This window comes from Capnocytophaga genosp. AHN8471 (assembly GCF_016806945.1).
Classification (GTDB): Bacteria; Bacteroidota; Bacteroidia; order Flavobacteriales; family Flavobacteriaceae; genus Capnocytophaga; species Capnocytophaga periodontitidis.
The window spans coordinates 69,036-87,017 of sequence record NZ_JAESPJ010000016.1; the positions used below are offsets into that span (position 1 = coordinate 69,036).

The 17,982-nt window shown below is 35.6% G+C and carries 22 protein-coding genes; 11 read left to right on the plus strand and 11 right to left on the minus strand.

The features are described 5' to 3' along the window. The first annotated feature begins 106 nt into the window (after window positions 1-106). The 6 genes from JMN12_RS06970 (at window position 107) to JMN12_RS06995 (ending at window position 4,687) form a co-directional block, all read left to right on the plus strand. Entirely contained in the window at window positions 107-823 is a 717-nt protein-coding gene (locus JMN12_RS06970) for a hypothetical protein (protein WP_203083882.1), read from the plus strand. Window positions 824-935: 112 nt separating this feature from the next. Then, complete coding sequence (locus JMN12_RS06975) at window positions 936-1,502, plus strand: hypothetical protein (RefSeq protein ID WP_203083881.1); 567 nt, start codon at window positions 936-938, stop codon at window positions 1,500-1,502. A gap of 7 nt (window positions 1,503-1,509) precedes the next feature. After that, window positions 1,510-2,061: a hypothetical protein gene (locus JMN12_RS06980; protein WP_203083880.1), complete on the plus strand. Its 552-nt coding sequence runs from the start codon at window positions 1,510-1,512 to the stop codon at window positions 2,059-2,061. Next, window positions 2,058-3,272 carry a DUF2931 family protein gene (locus tag JMN12_RS15230; protein WP_238423842.1) on the plus strand — a complete coding sequence of 405 codons (1,215 nt, stop codon included), beginning with the start codon at window positions 2,058-2,060 and terminating at the stop codon, window positions 3,270-3,272. Before JMN12_RS06980 ends, JMN12_RS15230 begins: the two co-directional genes overlap by 4 nt. A gap of 63 nt (window positions 3,273-3,335) precedes the next feature. Next, window positions 3,336-3,986, plus strand: coding sequence for a hypothetical protein (locus tag JMN12_RS06990; protein ID WP_203138237.1), 651 nt, complete (start codon window positions 3,336-3,338; stop codon window positions 3,984-3,986). Between the two features lie 65 nt (window positions 3,987-4,051). Continuing rightward, window positions 4,052-4,687, plus strand: coding sequence for a hypothetical protein (locus JMN12_RS06995; RefSeq protein ID WP_203083878.1), 636 nt, complete (start codon window positions 4,052-4,054; stop codon window positions 4,685-4,687). 370 nt (window positions 4,688-5,057) lie between these two features. Here the strand turns inward: JMN12_RS06995 and JMN12_RS07000 are convergent, their stop codons facing one another. Beyond that, on the minus strand, window positions 5,058-5,903 hold the full coding sequence (locus tag JMN12_RS07000) for a hypothetical protein (RefSeq protein ID WP_198465847.1): 846 nt from the start codon (window positions 5,901-5,903) through the stop codon (window positions 5,058-5,060). A gap of 157 nt (window positions 5,904-6,060) precedes the next feature. Between JMN12_RS07000 and JMN12_RS07005 the strand changes: the two genes are divergently transcribed. From JMN12_RS07005 to JMN12_RS07015, 3 genes are read left to right on the plus strand one after another with little or no spacing between them, the layout of a single operon-like run. Continuing rightward, window positions 6,061-6,483 carry a single-stranded DNA-binding protein gene (locus JMN12_RS07005; RefSeq protein WP_095901562.1) on the plus strand — a complete coding sequence of 141 codons (423 nt, stop codon included), beginning with the start codon at window positions 6,061-6,063 and terminating at the stop codon, window positions 6,481-6,483. A gap of 56 nt (window positions 6,484-6,539) precedes the next feature. Beyond that, a complete protein-coding gene (gene gldE, locus JMN12_RS07010) occupies window positions 6,540-7,832 on the plus strand; it encodes a gliding motility-associated protein GldE (protein ID WP_203080552.1) in 1,293 nt (430 codons plus the stop codon). Between the two features lie 13 nt (window positions 7,833-7,845). Then, entirely contained in the window at window positions 7,846-8,184 is a 339-nt protein-coding gene (locus JMN12_RS07015) for a MerR family transcriptional regulator (RefSeq protein ID WP_009414313.1), read from the plus strand. A gap of 199 nt (window positions 8,185-8,383) precedes the next feature. Here the strand turns inward: JMN12_RS07015 and JMN12_RS07020 are convergent, their stop codons facing one another. The 10 genes from JMN12_RS07020 to JMN12_RS07060 form a co-directional block, all read right to left on the minus strand. Continuing rightward, window positions 8,384-8,950, minus strand: coding sequence for a hypothetical protein (locus JMN12_RS07020; protein WP_203138239.1), 567 nt, complete (start codon window positions 8,948-8,950; stop codon window positions 8,384-8,386). Between the two features lie 4 nt (window positions 8,951-8,954). Beyond that, window positions 8,955-9,485, minus strand: coding sequence for a hypothetical protein (locus JMN12_RS07025; RefSeq protein WP_198465856.1), 531 nt, complete (start codon window positions 9,483-9,485; stop codon window positions 8,955-8,957). 38 nt (window positions 9,486-9,523) lie between these two features. Continuing rightward, window positions 9,524-10,054, minus strand: coding sequence for a hypothetical protein (locus tag JMN12_RS07030; protein WP_198465857.1), 531 nt, complete (start codon window positions 10,052-10,054; stop codon window positions 9,524-9,526). A 161-nt stretch (window positions 10,055-10,215) separates the two neighbouring features. Further along, window positions 10,216-11,130 (minus strand): glutaminase, encoded by a 915-nt coding sequence (locus tag JMN12_RS07035; protein ID WP_203138241.1) that lies wholly within the window; start codon window positions 11,128-11,130, stop codon window positions 10,216-10,218. Window positions 11,131-11,178: 48 nt separating this feature from the next. After that, window positions 11,179-11,952, minus strand: a complete 774-nt coding sequence (locus JMN12_RS07040; protein WP_203138243.1) for a DUF695 domain-containing protein — start codon at window positions 11,950-11,952, stop codon at window positions 11,179-11,181. Between the two features lie 14 nt (window positions 11,953-11,966). Then, the gene (locus tag JMN12_RS07045) at window positions 11,967-13,052 is read right to left on the minus strand and encodes an SH3 domain-containing protein (RefSeq protein ID WP_203138245.1); all 1,086 of its coding nucleotides are present in this window, start codon (window positions 13,050-13,052) and stop codon (window positions 11,967-11,969) included. After that, the gene (locus JMN12_RS15470; RefSeq protein ID WP_009412042.1) at window positions 13,049-13,180 is read right to left on the minus strand and encodes a hypothetical protein; all 132 of its coding nucleotides are present in this window, start codon (window positions 13,178-13,180) and stop codon (window positions 13,049-13,051) included. Before JMN12_RS15470 ends, JMN12_RS07045 begins: the two co-directional genes overlap by 4 nt. 86 nt (window positions 13,181-13,266) lie before the next feature. Then, window positions 13,267-14,430, minus strand: coding sequence for a YhcG family protein (locus JMN12_RS07050; protein WP_203138251.1), 1,164 nt, complete (start codon window positions 14,428-14,430; stop codon window positions 13,267-13,269). Between the two features lie 18 nt (window positions 14,431-14,448). Next, entirely contained in the window at window positions 14,449-15,204 is a 756-nt protein-coding gene (locus JMN12_RS07055; protein ID WP_203138252.1) for an ankyrin repeat domain-containing protein, read from the minus strand. Window positions 15,205-15,379: 175 nt separating this feature from the next. Then, entirely contained in the window at window positions 15,380-16,354 is a 975-nt protein-coding gene (locus tag JMN12_RS07060; protein WP_009412045.1) for a M23 family metallopeptidase, read from the minus strand. A 142-nt stretch (window positions 16,355-16,496) separates the two neighbouring features. Here JMN12_RS07060 and JMN12_RS07065 point away from each other — a divergent pair, with 142 nt between their 5' ends. Next, entirely contained in the window at window positions 16,497-16,757 is a 261-nt protein-coding gene (locus JMN12_RS07065; protein ID WP_203138253.1) for a twin-arginine translocase TatA/TatE family subunit, read from the plus strand. Between the two features lie 320 nt (window positions 16,758-17,077). Beyond that, the gene (locus JMN12_RS07070; protein WP_203138254.1) at window positions 17,078-17,866 is read left to right on the plus strand and encodes a lipocalin family protein; all 789 of its coding nucleotides are present in this window, start codon (window positions 17,078-17,080) and stop codon (window positions 17,864-17,866) included. Window positions 17,867-17,982: the final 116 nt, after the last annotated feature.

Sequence of the window (17,982 nt, forward strand, 5' to 3'; positions counted from 1 at the left end):
CCACATCGCAACACCCCGATAATCAATCACTTTTAAAGTGTGTGGTGTACGGGCGTTTTGCAAACGCCCCCTAAAAACAAGCCTATTTTCGTTTAACTATAATTTTATGAAAAAGATTTTTTATATATTAGTAAGTATTGCTTTTGTAGTTCTGACTATTATTTTTATAAGCAAAAAGAATTCAATAAAATTAGATAACAACACTCACAAGAACCTTATTCTTGCAACTCAAAAAGTTAAATCAAACGATAAATACGATACGATTATAACTCCAAAAGATTATGATTGTAAGGAAGATTTTCACAGATATTCTAACTACCAAAAAAGATTTAATCTTTATATCTCTACTTTTTATGAAATTGATGAAGCTATAAAAACCTCCAATAATGATAGCATTGCTATATTGAGACCTTATTATTCTACACTTGGAGCAACAAATTGCCTTCCTAACAGAGAGTATGAATGGTTACTTTTGATAAAAAAAGGCAATGATGAAGCTAAGTATAAAATCTATAAACAAGTTTTATATTCTGTTGGTTATCATAGTATTCATTCGTTATCAACTTATGAAAATGGATTTATAATAAATGTAGATATGTCTGGCAATAATTATTTTGGCTCAAAAATCTATGTAAATTCTCAATATTGTATAGACAGTATTCATATAGAATCGTGGGGACATCATCAATACGAAAAGACTTATAAATACAAGAATTTTTCATTGGATAATTTCACCTATCATCACATTGATAATCTACGTGAAAAAAGCGACAAAATGGATAATAAAAAACGCAAAAAAGAAGGACTTCTTCCTATATTATAGAATTGGTTATACCTAATATACAAAGTGATACGCAAAATATCTTTTGTTTTTCATTAGGCTCTTTACTATTTTTTATTATCTTTGTACTTAAAACAAAAATACTTAATTGAATATGAAAAACAACCTGTTTTTAACTATTTCCCTGCTTATAGCATTCTCTTGCTGTGCACAAAATAGTATTAGAAGAGTGGATGATAATTATTATTTTATAGAAATCCCTTCTAAAAATGGTAATTTTTATTGTAGAGAAGATAGTACAAAATTGTGTAATAGGTATTATGTGCTTGAAGAAACTTTCTTTAAAGATAAAATAAAACTTTTTATGGCAGAAGATAATGACTATTTCAATGAGAAATCTTCTCCCTTTGCTCTCCTTGATGCAAATCTTAAAGAAGAGCTTTTAAAGTTAGGTAGAAAGAGAGCAAAAATTCAGTTTAACGACCATTTTGTCATTTTAGATACTACACACATAGAGACTATTTATAGTTGTGTTCCTATGCAAATTAAGTATCAAAAACGTAAAGACAAAACGCTTTTAAAGTTAGATCTAACAAATTTCTGTCATTCACCTGTGGGGAACTATCACTATTATATCTATCTTGAATATAAGAATAATAAACTATCTCTTTCAAAGATAGAGGAGATTCCTTTTTCTGAATTGAAATCACATAAGTTTTAACAAGAATATGAGAACAATCACAACATTAGTATTCGTTTTTATCAGTACATTTTCTTTGTTTTCACAAACATCAATAGAAAAACGCATTGATTATTGTGTAATCTCAGTTCCTTGTGGTGATGGAAATTTCTGCGAATTATATTATATAGCAGATATTCATCTTCTAAAAGATAATATAAAAATTTTTATAAAAACAGAGAATTCTATAGCTATTTTAGAAAGGAAATGTGCCTTATCATTAGAAAATGAAACGACAACTACAAGAGAAGAATTGAAGAAACACAATCCAATTATTGAGTTTAATGGAAATAAAATCTACATTCCATCCAAACCCGACTTTACAATAACAACTTGTATACCACAGAGGATTAAATATACCAAAAGGAAAGATAAAACTTTTGTAAGAATTCAATTAGAAAATTACTCTCATTCGACTGTGGGTGAATATGATTATTTTATTAGCTTAGAATTTAAAAACAATAAGTGTATTTCCTCAAAGATAGAAGAAGTGCCTTGGTCAGAATTAGATAAATCTGGAAAATATAAAAAACAGCGATGAAAAATCTAATCATAACCCTATTAGTTTTACTTTTATCATTGACTTCTTGTAAAGAAAAGGAAGATATAAATAAAAAATATCATTGGGTCGCTTATGTAAAACCAGTAGCGGGCTATCCTATAAGAGTTTATCGCGGAGTAGTATATGGAAAAGATGGAGCTAGTAAATTTGGAACAAGTTCAAATTTTATATTTGAAAACGATTGTCCTTTTCCTCTTTTTTCAATAAGTAATGGAACGCCAGGTCTTTTTAAAAATGCCGAAGAAGGTGAAGCTAAAGGTATCCCTACTCACTTGGATGTTTCTTGGCTTTCGTATGTAGAAAAATGTCAATATCTCTTAGAAGATCAGCCTTTAGACAGCGTTAAGATAGCAGAACTTTTAAAAGATAAGGTGTATACTCTTTCTCTTAATGAGAATGATACTGCTCCAAAAATAGAAGAGTATAATATATCTGTAGGTTTAGCCCCTGGGGGAGTGGTTTTTGTTTGGTTACACAACTATGGTAGGGTTGTAGAAGTAGGGCGTTACCAAGCAAAAAAGACAAAAGATATTGATTTTGTAACTAAAGAAGAAGCAAGTCAATATTATAAAAGAACAGGAAATGTTGTTTTGGATGAGCATACTATAGAAAATAGAGATTATGCTATAAAATTAGGACTCCCAAAAGAAAAAATACGAATGCAGTATCAACAGTGTGGGACACCTGTTACTGAACCTCTTGTTATAGATGATGTTTTTAAGATTCCTTATGGATTATGGGATACCTTTAGAAAACGTTATCCTTGGAAGATGACACTTATTACCAAAGACAGAACAAAATTCATTCACTCTTATTATTACCAAGGTCTTAATCGTGAAATAGAAGAATTATTTGGCGAAAGAATATGGGGTGAAAATCAAATAGAAAAATATAGTATCCCTGAAAAATTTCGATACACAACCATTGCTCAAAGGTCAGTACCCTTTGTTGTATATATTAAGTTTTATGATGAAAAAGGCATTATTTATAAAGCTTCTATCAAGTTCAATGTAAAAGAAGCAATGGATGTTTTTGAGAAAGCATTTAAGGGGCAAGAAGATAAGGCAGGAGAACTTATTATAGAAGTCAATGAAACAAAGACAGATATCAATGTTCGTTTAAAAGTGGGAAAAAGAGAAGTAGAGATTTGCAATGGTAGTTTTTCTATATCTGAAGATGATGAATGGTAATTATAAAAAATAATTTTCAAGATATTCCGGCTGGTTATGATTTGATTAAAAACTACATTTCAGATGAAACATCTCATATCTTTATTATGTTTGCTAATAATAGCTTGTAATCATCACAAAACTCTTGTTGATACAGAAAATTTTGTAGTAGATTATGATCGTGATTCTATTTTCTATCTCTTAGATGTAAAAGAGGATGATCACAATAGTAAAGAGAAGCTACTTGTAACACGCCAAATTATGGCAGGTGATTCTATTTTTGGATATAATGGATTACAACAAAATAGGGATAGAGCGTGGGATTTCTACTATGCAAATGGAGAGGAAAGTAGGTTTCGCCCGCGTTATCTTTATACTATTTTTATCGAAGAAGACAATGTTTATAAAGAAATTGTACAAATAGGCTATGTTGAATTAGAATATACAGTAATCCTTAGACAAGGATATGTTTATGATCGTTTTAACAATAGACCTGAGGATTGTTGTAGTCAGGGACAATATTTGCGAATAATGCGAATGAATGAAAATGATATGAATAGCAAGAGTATAAATGTTTGTTATAATAACGGAAGATGGAATGTTTTTTCAGAAGAAGAGATAAAAGTAGATTATTTCAATGAAAAACAAGATAGGAAAGTTCAATACTATATAGATTCCACTTGTGTTGGAGCTGAAGAAATCAATAATGTTTATGATTTATCTGATGGATTCTAAAAACCTGAAAAAAGTTTTAGAATAAAACTGTTTGAATATGAATAACTATAAATACAATTGTTCAAATGAAACATCTCATATCTTTATTATGTTTGCTAACAATAGCTTGTAACAACAGAGAAACTACAAATACTATCGTTTTTGATGATGAAGACAAAAAACTAACTAAAGATACGACTTACATCAGTGAAGTTTTATCGTGGCGTTCTTGCCAAGAAGATTTAGTAAAACTAACAGTGAATGACAACTACCCTCATTATTATTTAGAGTACAAAAAACAACGCTATCCCTTATATAGTTATGCTGAAATATTAAGTGTACCTATAGTATTTTGGTATGATTTATTTGAAAATAGAAGTAAAAATTGTTCTTTTGTGCTTTTTAATGGCAGCAATATAGCAGAAGGGCGATATAGTTATACCATTTTTAATATAGCTCCTAATGATTCTTTAACGGTTTCTGGTTTTTACAGAATCAATGAACGAGTGCCTGCAAATAGTAAGCAAACAAACAACGACACTCTTGCTATAATGGAATATGCAAAAATATCGTATAAAGCAACTGATTTTCTTTCCTCTTCTGATAAATTCCCCGAAACAAAAGCAATTCACTATTTTTTAAGAAAAGATGAATGGACGAGCCAACAAAAAAACAAAGAAGAATATCTGATAATGAAACATTATGAATTTGTAAAGGAATAATTTTTATCTTTACTCTTGCTTGTATTGCCAATGCATCACTACACTTTGTCAAAGTCCCAAAACTTTGACAAAGTCTATAAACCTGATAATCAATCGCTTTTAAAGTGCGTGGTGTACGGGCGTTTTGCAAACGCCCCCTAAAAACAAGCCTTTTTATTCAAAACCTATTTTTGTTTAACTATAATCTTCATCATTAGCAATGGCTTTTATTAATGATATGAATCAAGAGTTGAAAAACGATAACCCTTGATTAACAGGATGTTATCGCTTTTGCGTCGCATCTCCCCCTTTGAAGGAAGTCCGCAAGAGCGGAGTATGTGAGGGGGGATGTTTTAAATCAATAAGTTAATTTAACCCTTGATTGGCATTTTCAATAGTAGGTTATTTCTCTTTTTACAGCAGCCATTGCCTTGCCGTTCACCACAAAGCGCTTTTCCGTCCAATTGCCTTTTGCATCCCATTGATATTCATAGCTACAACGCGTAGGGGCGCCTCCATCAATAACCGTTACTTGTTCTGTTGGGAAGCCCATTTTATCAGTATAAGCAAAAGTCGCCTCTAATTTATAAATTGTACTGCCGTTTTGGGTTACTTCAGTAAGTTCCTTTACAATTTGGTTCTGAGCATTATAAGTAAGGAACGTGCTAATCACCACACTCCCGTTCATTCGTTCTTTGATGTTGGCAGTTATTTTGCCAGCAGCGTTGTACTCAAAACGCTCTTTTTGGATAATATCCTTCTCATTAGGAAAATAATCAGTGATTTCTATAGGGCGTTTACGCTTGTCGAACACATATTTGGTAGGATAAACCGTATGCATTTCGGCAACGACAAATCGTTTGGCTATTGCCTCAGTTTTCTTTTTATTGTACACCAGTGTACGTACCTCATTAGCAAGCAAATTGTTTTTATCCGTAATCTTCATTTCAGTTAAAAAACCCTTCTTATCAAACGAAAACACCTGTGTACCATCTTCTTGACCATCATCTTTATATAAAGTTCTACTAACAACTTTTCCTTGCTCGTCAAAATACACTTTTTGGTGTTTGTACAAATCGTTGTTTTGGTCTAATGTAACTCCAGGCTCTAAGGACACCATTGTAGTATAGAGCATTTTCACTTTGCCCTTGAGTTCAAAAGGCACTTCTTTCGTAAACGACTGAGCCGAAAGCGCCGAGCAACAACACAAATGTAAAAAGAGAAGAATTATTTTCATTTTATGAGGTATTATCAAGCGACAAAGATATTGAAAAATTCACAAATTAGCAAATCAATAAAAAATAAATTTCATCTCCAAATTTTGGTAAGTAGAAAAAAAGTTGTACTTTTGAAAAATATTTTGATTATCAACTCTATATTTATATATTTTATCAATGAACGGAACTTTAAATAAAGTTATTCTCATAGGTCGTATGGGAGATGTTGTAAAACTTACGTATTTTAGCGAAGGCAACTGCATCGGTCAGTTCCCCTTAGCCACTGATGATGAGTATACTAACCGCGCTACTAACGAGCGTATGAGCAGTACCGAATGGCATACCATCATCGTGCGCAACAAGCTCGCTGAACTCGTAGAAAAATACACTCACAAAGGCGATCTTATCTATGTGGAAGGGCGCATCAAAACGCGCAAATGGCAAACGGAAGACGGCGCGATGCGCTATATGACTGAAATCCACGCTACTGATGTAACTTTCCTACCAAACCCCAAACGCGACGGGCAACCTAAACCCGCCCCAAAAACGGCGGAACCTAAGGCGTATGAACCTCCGGTAAGCACGCAGCCGCCTTTCTAAATGTATAACGAAATAATAATATTTTGGAAACAGAACCTTTGTCGGTACTCGCATTGATGCCTTTTTTAGCTATCGATGTGAGTATCGTTATTCAATTTGCAGTGTTTGTAGTACTATTGCTGTGCTCGGCTCTCATCTCAGGAGCCGAAGTAGCCCTTTTTTCGCTCACCCCTGCCGAGATAAATACCCTCCGCGACGAAAAAACAGCTACCAGCAATATCATCGCCAAGCTCGTTGACAATCCTAAAAAACTATTAGCGACGGTGCTCATTGCCAATAATTTGGTAAACATCTCCATCGTACTCCTCTTCGTGGATTTAGGTAACTTTCTCTTTGGCGGCATCACCACCCCTTGGGTGCGTGCCGTGCTTGATGTGGGGGTAGTTACTTTTGTACTCTTGCTCTGCGGCGAAATCTTGCCTAAAATCTATGCCAATCGCAACAACATACAATTTGCACAGCGTGTCGCCTACTTCATCTATACGCTCGACACTTTCTTTACGCCCATCAGCGCACCGATGAAAGCCTTTACAGTATGGATTCAGAAGAGTTTAGGCAAACAGAAAAGCAATATTTCAATAGGACAACTCTCACAAGCCTTAGAACTTGCCTCGGAAGAAGACACCACCAATGAAGAAAAGAAAATATTGGAGAGCATCGTGTCGTTTGGCAATACCGAAACGCGCGAAGTAATGGTGCCCCGTGTAGATATCTTTGCCCTCAGCGAAGATCTCTCTTATCAGGAGTTGCTCAACGAAATTGTAGCCATAGGCTATTCGCGTATTCCCGTATATCACGAGAATTTAGACCATATCACAGGGGTGATTTACATCAAAGACCTCTTGCCTCACTTAGATAAAACCGACTTCGACTGGAATAGTGTAAAACGCAATGCCTTTTTCGTGCCTGAAAACAAAAAACTCGACGATTTGCTTAGCGAGTTCCAAGAGAAGAAAATACACCTCGCCGTAGTGGTTGATGAGTATGGAGGCACTTGTGGAGTGATTACCTTAGAGGATATTATTGAAGAGATTGTAGGCAGTATCAACGATGAGTTTGACGACGATGATGTAACCTACTTCAAAGTAGACGACAACACCTTTATTTTTGAAGGAAAAACAGTGTTAAAGGATTTCTATCGCATCCTCGATTTCAACGATGAAGAAGAGGCTCTTTTTGACGAAAAACGCGGTGATGCCGAAACTCTTGCCGGCTTCCTTTTAGAGATTGCAGGTAATTTCCCTCAAAAAGGCATTCCTATTCTTTTCAACAACTACAAATTCATTGTAGAAGCCTTTGATAAAAAACGCATCAAGCAAATCAAAATCATCAGAACCCCTAACCCCTAATCCCTATCCCCTAATGCCTAATATTGACTTACCCGAAAAACTCTATTATAGTATCAACGAAGTAGCGCAGGCATTTGGCGTAAATGCCTCGCTGATACGCTTTTGGGAAAAGGAGTTTGAGATTATCAGTCCGCGTAAAACAACCTCAGGCAGTAGGAAATTTTCAGCAGACGACATTCAAAAACTCAAGCTGATTTATCACTTAGTAAAAGAGCGCGGCTTTACCCTTGAAGGCGCGCGCCAACGCCTGAAAGAAGAAAAACAAAAAACACTTGATAATTTCGCCCTTATAGAGAAATTAGAACATATCAAACAAACACTCATCAATATCAAAGAGAGTTTAGGGGAATGAAAAAATCGGCTATCTATAAAAGTTTTATTTATGTGGGCGTTTGCAAAACGCCCCTACAGCGTAACTAAAAAATTAAAGACTTTAGTTACTATTCACGTAAAGGTCTGTAGCTTAAATGATGACCTAATAGAACATCTGTAAACAACTCCACCAAGCTTTTCGTTCTTATTCTCAGGCTTTGCGCTACAATATTCTTCTTTTACCACCCATTCGTTGTAGGTGTAGGTTTTGTAGACTTCTGTGGCTTTTCATAATTTTTTAAATACCACTCTTTCAATCTTTTGTATAGTCGTAAACGATTGTTATAATTGGTCGTTTTATCTTGAGTGTGAAACAAAATAGCTTGTAAATGATCATACATATAAGCATCAGATTTATATTCTTTTTTAAATTCCTTTAAAACAACTTCTTTATAAATATCTCTTTTACTTTTCAATGCATAAGGCAACATAAAAAACGCATAATCTCCCTCTGTAAAATTACAAATTTCAGCATATCTAAAATATGTAGGGGTTGTATCTTTCACTTTTTCAATGAGACAGGGAACCAAAACTTTCCCCATCTGATTAATTTGATCAAAAACCTTACCTGTAAATAAATAGTCATCTGTATATTCAATGTATCCCAAACTATCTAAAACAGGATATTTATCACAATCTAAATTAGTAAAAACAGATTGTTTTTTCGTCGCACAAGCCATTAAACAAACGACTATTATAGAAAATAAAAATAGTTTTTTCAAGGCTGTTTTAGTATACTCTTTCATATTTTTACTTAGGGTTATAATGCCCTTCATTTTTATAGATGATCCAATTAGAGTGTTGGGTAAACTCCTCCTCTCGATTCACATATTTAAAACGAATGCTAGCACGCATTTTTATGTTGGGTTCTGTTATTTTAAAAATTTCCTCACATTCTCTCATTACAGCCATAGAAGAAAGTGTTTCTATTTTAGCATTAGGAGCTAAAATAGTATCATATTCTCTTATGTTAATGGGACGCATAGGTGGAGCTACACAAGTCATTTCTCTTATAGTATCATTTGCCTGAAATTCTAAAACCAATATATCTGTATATATCACAAACATATTTGTGGAAATAGGTTCGTCTAAGTAATTAGCAATTGTTAGTTTTGCCTCTTTGTTATTGATTTTATCTAATTGTACCACCACTTCTTTTTTTAGGTGAGGAGCAGGAGTAATAATCACATTTTCTTGTTGCTTAGGTGTGTTGTTAGTGCAATTAGCTCCCCCTAATAGTAAAAACAGAAGTGCACTAAATTTATTTATAGAATTTTTCATATCCGAAGCTGTTTAAATAAAGTAAAAGTCCACATTTGTTATTTTTGAGGCATATTCAATTCTTCTTCTGTAAAAACATCTTGATTCAAATAATATTTACCATCAGAATAAAGATAATATCTGCAATTTTTCCAAATGAGTTTATATTTATCGGGGTCTTTGCTAATAATATGTAATTCCCATCTGTCTGACCACTCTTTTAATAAGTATAAGAATTGCTTATCTTTTGAAAAACCTGTATCTGCTAATTTTTCATACGTATCTCTATCTACAATGTCCTTTATTTTTAACTTATCAGAGTTCATAGCGTAAAGCTCTGATATATATATTGGACGAGAATAGTAAAAGATCATATTGTTAGTTCCTTGTATATACAAATTCCCTTGTTTATCTTCAAAAAGATTATCTTTCACTTGCTTATAATCTTCTGTTATCTTTATATATTGACAACCTTGACTGTCTATATATACATCATTTTCAAAAAAACTATTACCTACTTTTTTTATATTTACATTTTTAGAGCAAGCTATGAATATTAGTAATAAAAGGAAAAATACAATTCTTTTCATAGTTCTATTTTTATATAGTGAAACAAAAAAATTATCAACAGATTGATCATCAGAATGGTCAACTTTGCCTAAGTTTCCAGCCTATGCGGCTCGCACCTTTGGCAAAGTGTAGCGACACAAAAGTGATTTTGAGACTTTTCAGACAGCACCCTACAATGTAACTAAAAAATAGAGGTATGCGTTTGGGCGGTAAACATTTCTAAGAACTTCATTCCTCTATACGAATTGCCTTTGTCGTTGAGTTTGGGACTCCACACTGCTATACTGTAATGATTGGGCAATAGGGCAACAATCCCCCCTCCTACTCCACTCTTCCCCGGTAAACCTACTTTAAAAGCAAACTCTCCGGACTCGTCATAAAATCCGCAGGTTTGCATTATGGCGTTTACGCGCTTGGTACAGGTTTCGGTAAGGATTTGTACGCGGTCGTGCATACGGATACCGTCATTGGCAAGAAATGAGAATATATACGCCATCGATTTGCAAGTGAGTTCCAAAGAACAGAGTTTAAAATAGAAGTTAAGCACCTCAATAGGGTCGTTTTCTATATTTCCGAGCGATTTGATGTAATAACACAAGGCAAAATTGCGATACCCTACTGATTTTTCGGATTCGGCTACTAAAATAGAATAGTTGATGGTATCGTCGTTAGCCAATTCGCGTACAAAAGTAAGAAAATCGGCTTCGGCATCTTCTAAAATAGAGAGCAAAATATCACACACTACTATCGCCCCTGCATTGATGAGCGGGTTACGCGGAATACCATTATCGGCTTCTAACTGGACGAGAGAGTTGAACGAAGTACCTGAGGGTTCTACATCTACACGTTTCCACAATTGGTCGCCTATGATGCTATACGCCAAAGAGAGGGCGAGCACCTTGGCGATACTCTGTGCTGAAAAATTTACATCGCAATCGCCTATGCCATAGGATTGCTTGTTGAGGCTATAGAAATACACCCCAAACTGTTCGGGGTTCACTTGTGCTAATTCGGGGATATAGGTAGGGACGGTGCCGGCATTTTCGCCCTTTAATACTTCCTCATAAACGGTATCGATTATTTTTGAATACTTCATTTTTCAATTAACAATTGACAATTAATAATTAACAATTAGCTGTACTTCTTATCGTACGTTTACACAGCCCCAGCCGTCGTAATTACCTTCAAAAGGAGAGGCGAGTTCTAACAAATCCCATACGATATCATCAATATCCAACGGACTATCTTCACGGGTGGCTTCTACCATATAGGGATATTCTTTTCCTTCTGCTTTTCGCTCTTCCACAAATTCATCATCGTTAAAACGCACTTTAAAACCTTTGGCTTCAGCTTCTTTGGCAAAAGCCTGTTGCTGATCCGCTTCTTTGAAGTAGATAAAATGGTCGATTTCGCGAGGCACCTCCATCTTATCGCCATTCTTTTCGAGTTGCATTAGCACTTTGCGGTTTTGCATCGTTTGGTAAGAAAACTCATCGGGGTAGAGGAAACCAAAATAATCTTCCCACTCGGGGTCTTCGGCTATATTATACCCCGACTGATAGCCCTCAAAAGTTTGTAATGCTTCTTCACAAGTTTTTGCCAAAGCCTCAGCATTTTGGGTATAAAACCAGAGTTCTAAAAACCCTTCCGATTTCACTACCCCTGCTAATACAGCCCCTATAGCTCCCGCTTTTTCGCCTATAGCATCCTCTATATCACAGAGGATAGGATATTCTTCATTAGAAGAAAGTCCGTCGGGTCTAGGGTTTTTCATTTTGATACAGAACTGCAAGCGCTGTGTGAGCCCTTCGAGAGGAGCGACCTCAATCAAGGCTAAGTTGGTGCGTATAGAGGCAGGAGCGCCTTCAATACGGCACATAAAGAAATCCCAATTTTGGGGGAGATTTTTATTATTCATATAAATTTGATTTATTATTTAAGACTGATACAGATATACTGACCTCGTGGGTTATAGTACCCTTTTTGATCCCAACGAACAGAGACATTAATTACTTTAGCATAGAGACTTCCATTGCTTCCCATAAAGACTTGTTCTCTATCCTTTTCATCTAATACTAATGCCCACTGAGTAAAAGTGGTTGAAAATACTTTCTTTATTTTATTTGTCTCATCAATACTATAAAGTGAAAAGTCTGCAACTCCTTCATAGACATTGTCTAATAGAGTCATAAAATATTGTCTATCAGGAGTGATATAAGGATAAGCAGCTAAAGTAAACTTTTTACCTGTAGTTTTGTCAATCAAGGTATAATCCCAATCTTCATAGTATGTAGTACTGATAAGATATTGATTTAGAAAGGGTATTTCCCCTATATAGGTATGCTCTATTCTATTGTCATCGTACTTAGGCGCAAGGCTATCAATATATGTAATATATTTGTTTTTACACTCCTGACAAGGAAGGCGCAGTTTCCCTTTTACTTTTTTGAATGTGTTGGTAGTATCTATAAAATCAACCGCATTGGTTTTTTGAACGAGATATTCGTCTTTAGTCACAAAACGAATGTTTATTTTCTTGAGCGGTTTCTTGTCTTCAGTAGTAATCAGCTCTTTATAGTTGAGTTTTATTTGGCTAATATCGCCCGTTTGTTCTCTCTTTATAAAGAGTTTTTCCCATTGCCACAAGATAATCTCCTCGCCATCGCGTTTGTACTTCCTTTGGGTGCGCTGTTTTATGCCATACCAAGAGTTAAGTTCTTGAACTACCTCTACTTTTTCAGCATAAGGCAATTTGCCAAGACGTGTGCTTTTGTCGTAGGCTTCTTCATAAAGATCAATACTATCGCGGGTGGTTACATAAACTTCTTTAATGGTAGGTGCATTATAATCAATAGGGTTGCCTATTCTTTTGCCTTCAGAGTGTGTATACTCAACTGAATCCTTCTTTTCTGTATAAACCACATCAGCGGTGTTGATTACCTCCTCTTGGGCAGGAGAGGATGAGAAATATTGGCAGCTGCAACAGAGGAGTAATATGGCGCTTAAGAGGGGTTTCATTTTGTTAAATCGTTTTTGAGTTTGCCGATTTCTTTTTGGGTATCGGCAATGAATTTGGTATCTATATCGGTGGTTTGGTGGATAGATTGTTCGATTTCGGTTTTAATTTCGTTGGTAGCATCACACATTTGGCGTATGGTTTTGCCTAAGGCGCGTGCCTGAAAAGGCTTGTTGTACGATGTGAATGAGGTGTTGAGGGTTGCTCATCATAGATTTATTTATCAGTAGGTTGATTTGACAATACTTTGCGCAACTCTTCTATATTAGGTAATACACGCTGAAACTGTTCAGGCATTTCGGCAGTAGTGGTATAGCGAGCCACGCCCATCGGTTTGTGATAGTCTTGAATGACATATTCTACGAAATCTTTATTAAAGTCTTTACAAAGAATGATACCAATGGTAGGATTTTCGTGTGGTTTCTTTACTGTGTCATCTAAAATCCGCAAATAGGCGGTGAGCTGTCCTAAATAAGAGGGTTTAAAACCTCCTTTTTTGAGTTCTACACACACCAAACAGTTAAGTTCGCGGTTAAAGAAGAGCAAATCGGGGTATTGTTCAACCTCAAACACTTCCAAATGGTATTGATTACCTACAAAAGTAAAGTCCTTGCCAAAAGTCATAATAAAATTCTTCACATTATGGATAATCTGTTGTTCTACTACTCGTTCATCTATATCAGCGAGGTCGCGTTCCCCCATCTCTTCTACATTGATAAAATCGAGCAAGTACTCATCTTTGAACATTTCAAGTGCTTTACGCGCTAAATTCTTAGAAGGGAGCGTTTGGGAGAAATTATTAGGGATAGGTTGAACATTATAAATATCTGTTGCAAGAGCACGTTTTAAAGAAATCACAGAAGCTTTATTTTCAATCGCCCAACGAATATAATACAGACGTTGCTTATTATCTTTTACTTCTTTTAAAATCTCAAGATGATGGGTAAAAGGTAGTGATAGAAAAGAAGAGGCTGAAAGCGTATCAAAATGTGGAGATAATACATTTTGTAATTTGGAAATCGTGATTTCCAAATTAGTATCTATTTTATTTCCAATAACTTGTAATTCGGCAGTTGCAACTGCTGAATTGATATCTAACTCCTGCCACGCCTCATAAAAGGCTCTCATATTACGCAAATGCCGAGCTCCAAACCCACGAAGTCCTGGCAGTTCTTTGTGAAGTTGCTCTGCTATTACTTCAATAGCTCCTGTACCCCATACTCCTTTGCGGGTATTTTGAGAGACATAGCGCCCTACGCCGTAATACAAGGAGAGTTGTACGGCATTTACTTGCTTAGCAGCCGTATATTGACTACTGAGAATAGCTTCTTTTATCTGCTCAGTAGCAGTGGTATAAGAGGTTTTGGGAGTATTCATCATAATGATTTGCTGATTTTCTCATTTGCTGATTACTTTTTCTATTGAATATAAGTTGTTTTCATCTAACAATCTATCTAAAAAAGAATTCTTGAGAAGGTACGTACTGCTTTTCTTTATTATTTTTATATAATCCTCATTTTTCAAATCTACAAATGAAATTTCGTTGTTTTTTTCTTCTTTAAAAACATATTCCTTATCATTACTTTTATCATAAGTTTCTATCTGTAAATGAGCAATATTATCACCTATTTTTACTAAGATTTTTCCCCAAGCACGAGGGTCTGCCTTTTCTTCTTTTAAATATAAAAAATGACCTGAGTATGTTGCCAACCAATCTGAAGAGTACTTAATTGCACCTTGTTTAATAAGATACGAAACAATCTCTTTGTCTCCTATTTTACGAGCTAATCCAAGAGGTGTTAGTCCTTCTTCTGTATATATTTGATTTATATCTGATATGTTGTTTTCTACAAGATATTTAACAATAGGCAAATGACGATTTTCTATAGACACAAACAAGGCATCATATATCAAATAATCATCTTTTTTTGCAAATTTACTATTCGCTCCTTTAGCAAGAAGTTGTTTTACATTGTCCAAATTTCCTATTTTACACTCTATACCCAGCTGAGTATATTTAAATATATTTTCTTTGTGATAAAAAGAGTCAATAGCAATTGAATTTTCTTTGATATCAGCAACATAAGTTTTCTTATGTTGTCTACAAGCTGTTATAAAACTGCTAAAAATAAAAAGAAATAGTATTTTTTTCATCTAATTATAGAATTTTGATTTCAATTTGCTAAAGCCTCTAAGTTCTAGCAGTTCTTTGTGGAGGTTTCTGGAGTATTTTTTAGAGGTTGTTTGGAGGTAAGAATATCTGACAAGTCAGACTCCTCTGACGAGTCTGAAACCTAACACCTAAAACCTGACACCTAACCTCTAACCCCTAATCAAGCGATTGGTTTTCTTGGGTAGAGACGTGTAGCATATCGGCGTATTCGCTGGGGGTGAGGTTGCCATAGTAGAAGTGAATAGGGTTGATATGTTCGCCGTTTTTGATAACCTCGTAGTGCAAGTGAGGTGCTTCAGACCTACCAGTACTTCCTACTTTACCGATGAGGTCACCGCGCTTCACGTGCTGACCGGCGCGCACATTGTAGGCAGAAAGGTGCCCGTAGAGGGTTACATAGCCATAGCCGTGGTCGATGCGGATGTGGTTACCATAGCCTGAAGCGTTGCTATCGGCACGGACTACCACGCCATCGCCAGCAGCATATACAGGAGTGCCTTGAGGTGCAGCGAAGTCCATACCATAATGGAACTTACGGGCTTTGGTAAAAGGGTCGGTGCGCCAACCATAGCCTGAAGCCATATGTTTTAAATCTTTGTTGTTGATAGGCTGAATAGCAGGAATAGAAGCGAGAAATTTTTCCTTTGCCTTAGAGAGTTTGGTAATCTCATCAAGCGATTTAGATTGTACAACCAACTGTTTGCGCAACACATCTAAACGCTCATTGGTACTAGCAACAAGTTTAGAGTTGCCAAATTTTTCGAGGTCTTTATAGCGGTTGGGGTTTTTAAGGCTCTTGCGGATACTATCGGGGATGATAGGAGCGTTGAAGTATAGGCGGTACATATTGTTGTCGCGCTCTTGGATATCAGCAAGCACCTCTTCCGCCAATTCCATTTTTTTGTTGAGGATTTGGTAGTTGGTTTCGTAGGTTTTTATCTCGCGTGCCAACACCACCTCACGAGGGGTGAAAAACAGACGTGAGTTAATCATTACCAAAGAAAATAAAATCCCAAAGAGAGCTGCTGCCGTGAGGAATATCAGGGCATTGCGCACCTTTGTACGCTTGCGATTGCGAATGCGTTTATACGAGAGCGTCTCGGGGTCATAATAATATTTTACCTTTTTCATACGGGCAAAAGTATAAAAAAAATATGATATTTACTATTTTGTGACAAAAAAAATGTAATTTTGCAGTGAGTTAGGTGTCAGGCATCAGGTGTCAGACATCAGATAATTGTTAATTGTCAATTGTTAATTATTAATTGAATTTATGGGTATTTCAGAGATTATATTTATACTTTTTATGGTTTTAATACTTTTTGGGGCTGATAAGCTCCCAGAGGTTGCACGTGGTTTGGGCAAAACAATGCGCCAATTGCGCGATGCTACTGATGAGATTAAAACTGAAATTCATCATCATATCAATCACACGGGAATAGACACTACTATCATAGAAGACACCCAAAAAGAGATTGAAGAACTTAAAAAAACAATTGACAATGAAGAATTGACAATGAACAATGAACAATAAACCTACACTTAGCCAAAGGTGCGAGCCGCACAGGCAATAAATGTAACTTAAAAACCTCCGCTTGTAGTACAAACTGCAAGAGGAGGTTTTCTGTTAATGATTAATTAGCAATACAAATTAGGATATAAAGATATTTTTTATTACCTTTGCCCCCAATGTCAGGTTTTAGGTCTCAGGGGTCAGGAATCTGACTGGTCTGACACGTCTGACTTGTCTGATAAATCATAAACAACAAACATTATTTTTTAACCCCTCTTAACCAGATTGCCCCTCTCTCCTTGGGAGAAAGGGAACGGCAGAGAGAATAATACAAATATTATATGAAAAAACTAATTTTTTCGGCATTCATTGCCACAGCATTATTTGTTTCCTCTTGCGGGAAAGACGACGACAACGGCGGAGGTAGCACTTCGCTCACTGGGGATTGGTATCTTTACAGCATTTATAATGACCCCGATGGTTATGGATCTCGATGGACAAATCCTAACAATTGTGCTCAAAAAACTTATTGGTCTATTTCCGATAAAAAAATAAAGCACGAATGGTATTATTCAAAGGGTTCTGAATGCAAACACACTCCAAAATATTACGATTATACGGCTACTAATGGCGTTTTTGATATGACGGTTGCCGATGATTCACCTAATGAAAGAAAAGGAGGTAAAACCTCTATAAAATATGAAATAAAGGACAAGGAACTTATCCTTCGCTTTAAAAATATTCGACAACAGAACGAAATACAAGTCCTTCGCAAAAAAGGGGTAGACTATAGTTCTCTTGATCCTTTTGTGGGATATTGGCAAATGACTAAAGCTACCGTAGGACAAACAGAAGCTACTGTAAAGCAAGGTGAATGCTTGAATGGAGAGGTAGTAGCCAGTTCTTTTGGATTTACACTATATCTTAATGTTCCTGAGCAAAGCGGGCAATGCAAAAAAACTATCAATACCTACGAGTGGGTAAAAGAAGGCAATAAATATTACAATGTTACCGATCCTCAAAACAAAGAGGAGTTGGCACTTGTGTTTTCAGAAAATAACACCAAGCTTTCCTACAGCGAGCAAACCCAAAACGGCTTAGTAACCCTTTATTTTACCAAAGTAAAATAGGCCTCAGGGGTCAGGGGACAGGAATCTGACTTGTCTGACACGTCCGACTTGTCTGATAAATCATAAACAACATTAAACATTATTCTTAATACCCTCTTAACCAGATTTTCCCTCTC

Excerpts from the sequence above, each read along its gene's own strand:
- JMN12_RS06970 (WP_203083882.1), top strand. The coding sequence starts at position 107 with ATGAAAAAGATTTTTTATATATTAGTAAGTATTGCTTTTGTAGTTCTG.
- JMN12_RS06975 (WP_203083881.1), top strand. The coding sequence starts at position 936 with ATGAAAAACAACCTGTTTTTAACTATTTCCCTGCTTATAGCATTCTCT.
- JMN12_RS06980 (WP_203083880.1), top strand. The coding sequence starts at position 1,510 with ATGAGAACAATCACAACATTAGTATTCGTTTTTATCAGTACATTTTCT.
- JMN12_RS15230 (WP_238423842.1), top strand. The coding sequence starts at position 2,058 with ATGAAAAATCTAATCATAACCCTATTAGTTTTACTTTTATCATTGACT.
- JMN12_RS06990 (WP_203138237.1), top strand. The coding sequence starts at position 3,336 with ATGAAACATCTCATATCTTTATTATGTTTGCTAATAATAGCTTGTAAT.
- JMN12_RS06995 (WP_203083878.1), top strand. The coding sequence starts at position 4,052 with ATGAAACATCTCATATCTTTATTATGTTTGCTAACAATAGCTTGTAAC.
- JMN12_RS07000 (WP_198465847.1), bottom strand. The coding sequence starts at position 5,903 with ATGAAAATAATTCTTCTCTTTTTACATTTGTGTTGTTGCTCGGCGCTT.
- JMN12_RS07005 (WP_095901562.1), top strand. The coding sequence starts at position 6,061 with ATGAACGGAACTTTAAATAAAGTTATTCTCATAGGTCGTATGGGAGAT.
- gldE (WP_203080552.1), top strand. The coding sequence starts at position 6,540 with ATGCCTTTTTTAGCTATCGATGTGAGTATCGTTATTCAATTTGCAGTG.
- JMN12_RS07015 (WP_009414313.1), top strand. The coding sequence starts at position 7,846 with ATGCCTAATATTGACTTACCCGAAAAACTCTATTATAGTATCAACGAA.
- JMN12_RS07020 (WP_203138239.1), bottom strand. The coding sequence starts at position 8,950 with ATGAAAGAGTATACTAAAACAGCCTTGAAAAAACTATTTTTATTTTCT.
- JMN12_RS07025 (WP_198465856.1), bottom strand. The coding sequence starts at position 9,485 with ATGAAAAATTCTATAAATAAATTTAGTGCACTTCTGTTTTTACTATTA.
- JMN12_RS07030 (WP_198465857.1), bottom strand. The coding sequence starts at position 10,054 with ATGAAAAGAATTGTATTTTTCCTTTTATTACTAATATTCATAGCTTGC.
- JMN12_RS07035 (WP_203138241.1), bottom strand. The coding sequence starts at position 11,130 with ATGAAGTATTCAAAAATAATCGATACCGTTTATGAGGAAGTATTAAAG.
- JMN12_RS07040 (WP_203138243.1), bottom strand. The coding sequence starts at position 11,952 with ATGAATAATAAAAATCTCCCCCAAAATTGGGATTTCTTTATGTGCCGT.
- JMN12_RS07045 (WP_203138245.1), bottom strand. The coding sequence starts at position 13,052 with ATGAAACCCCTCTTAAGCGCCATATTACTCCTCTGTTGCAGCTGCCAA.
- JMN12_RS15470 (WP_009412042.1), bottom strand. The coding sequence starts at position 13,180 with ATGTGTGATGCTACCAACGAAATTAAAACCGAAATCGAACAATCTATC.
- JMN12_RS07050 (WP_203138251.1), bottom strand. The coding sequence starts at position 14,430 with ATGATGAATACTCCCAAAACCTCTTATACCACTGCTACTGAGCAGATA.
- JMN12_RS07055 (WP_203138252.1), bottom strand. The coding sequence starts at position 15,204 with ATGAAAAAAATACTATTTCTTTTTATTTTTAGCAGTTTTATAACAGCT.
- JMN12_RS07060 (WP_009412045.1), bottom strand. The coding sequence starts at position 16,354 with ATGAAAAAGGTAAAATATTATTATGACCCCGAGACGCTCTCGTATAAA.
- JMN12_RS07065 (WP_203138253.1), top strand. The coding sequence starts at position 16,497 with ATGGGTATTTCAGAGATTATATTTATACTTTTTATGGTTTTAATACTT.
- JMN12_RS07070 (WP_203138254.1), top strand. The coding sequence starts at position 17,078 with ATGAAAAAACTAATTTTTTCGGCATTCATTGCCACAGCATTATTTGTT.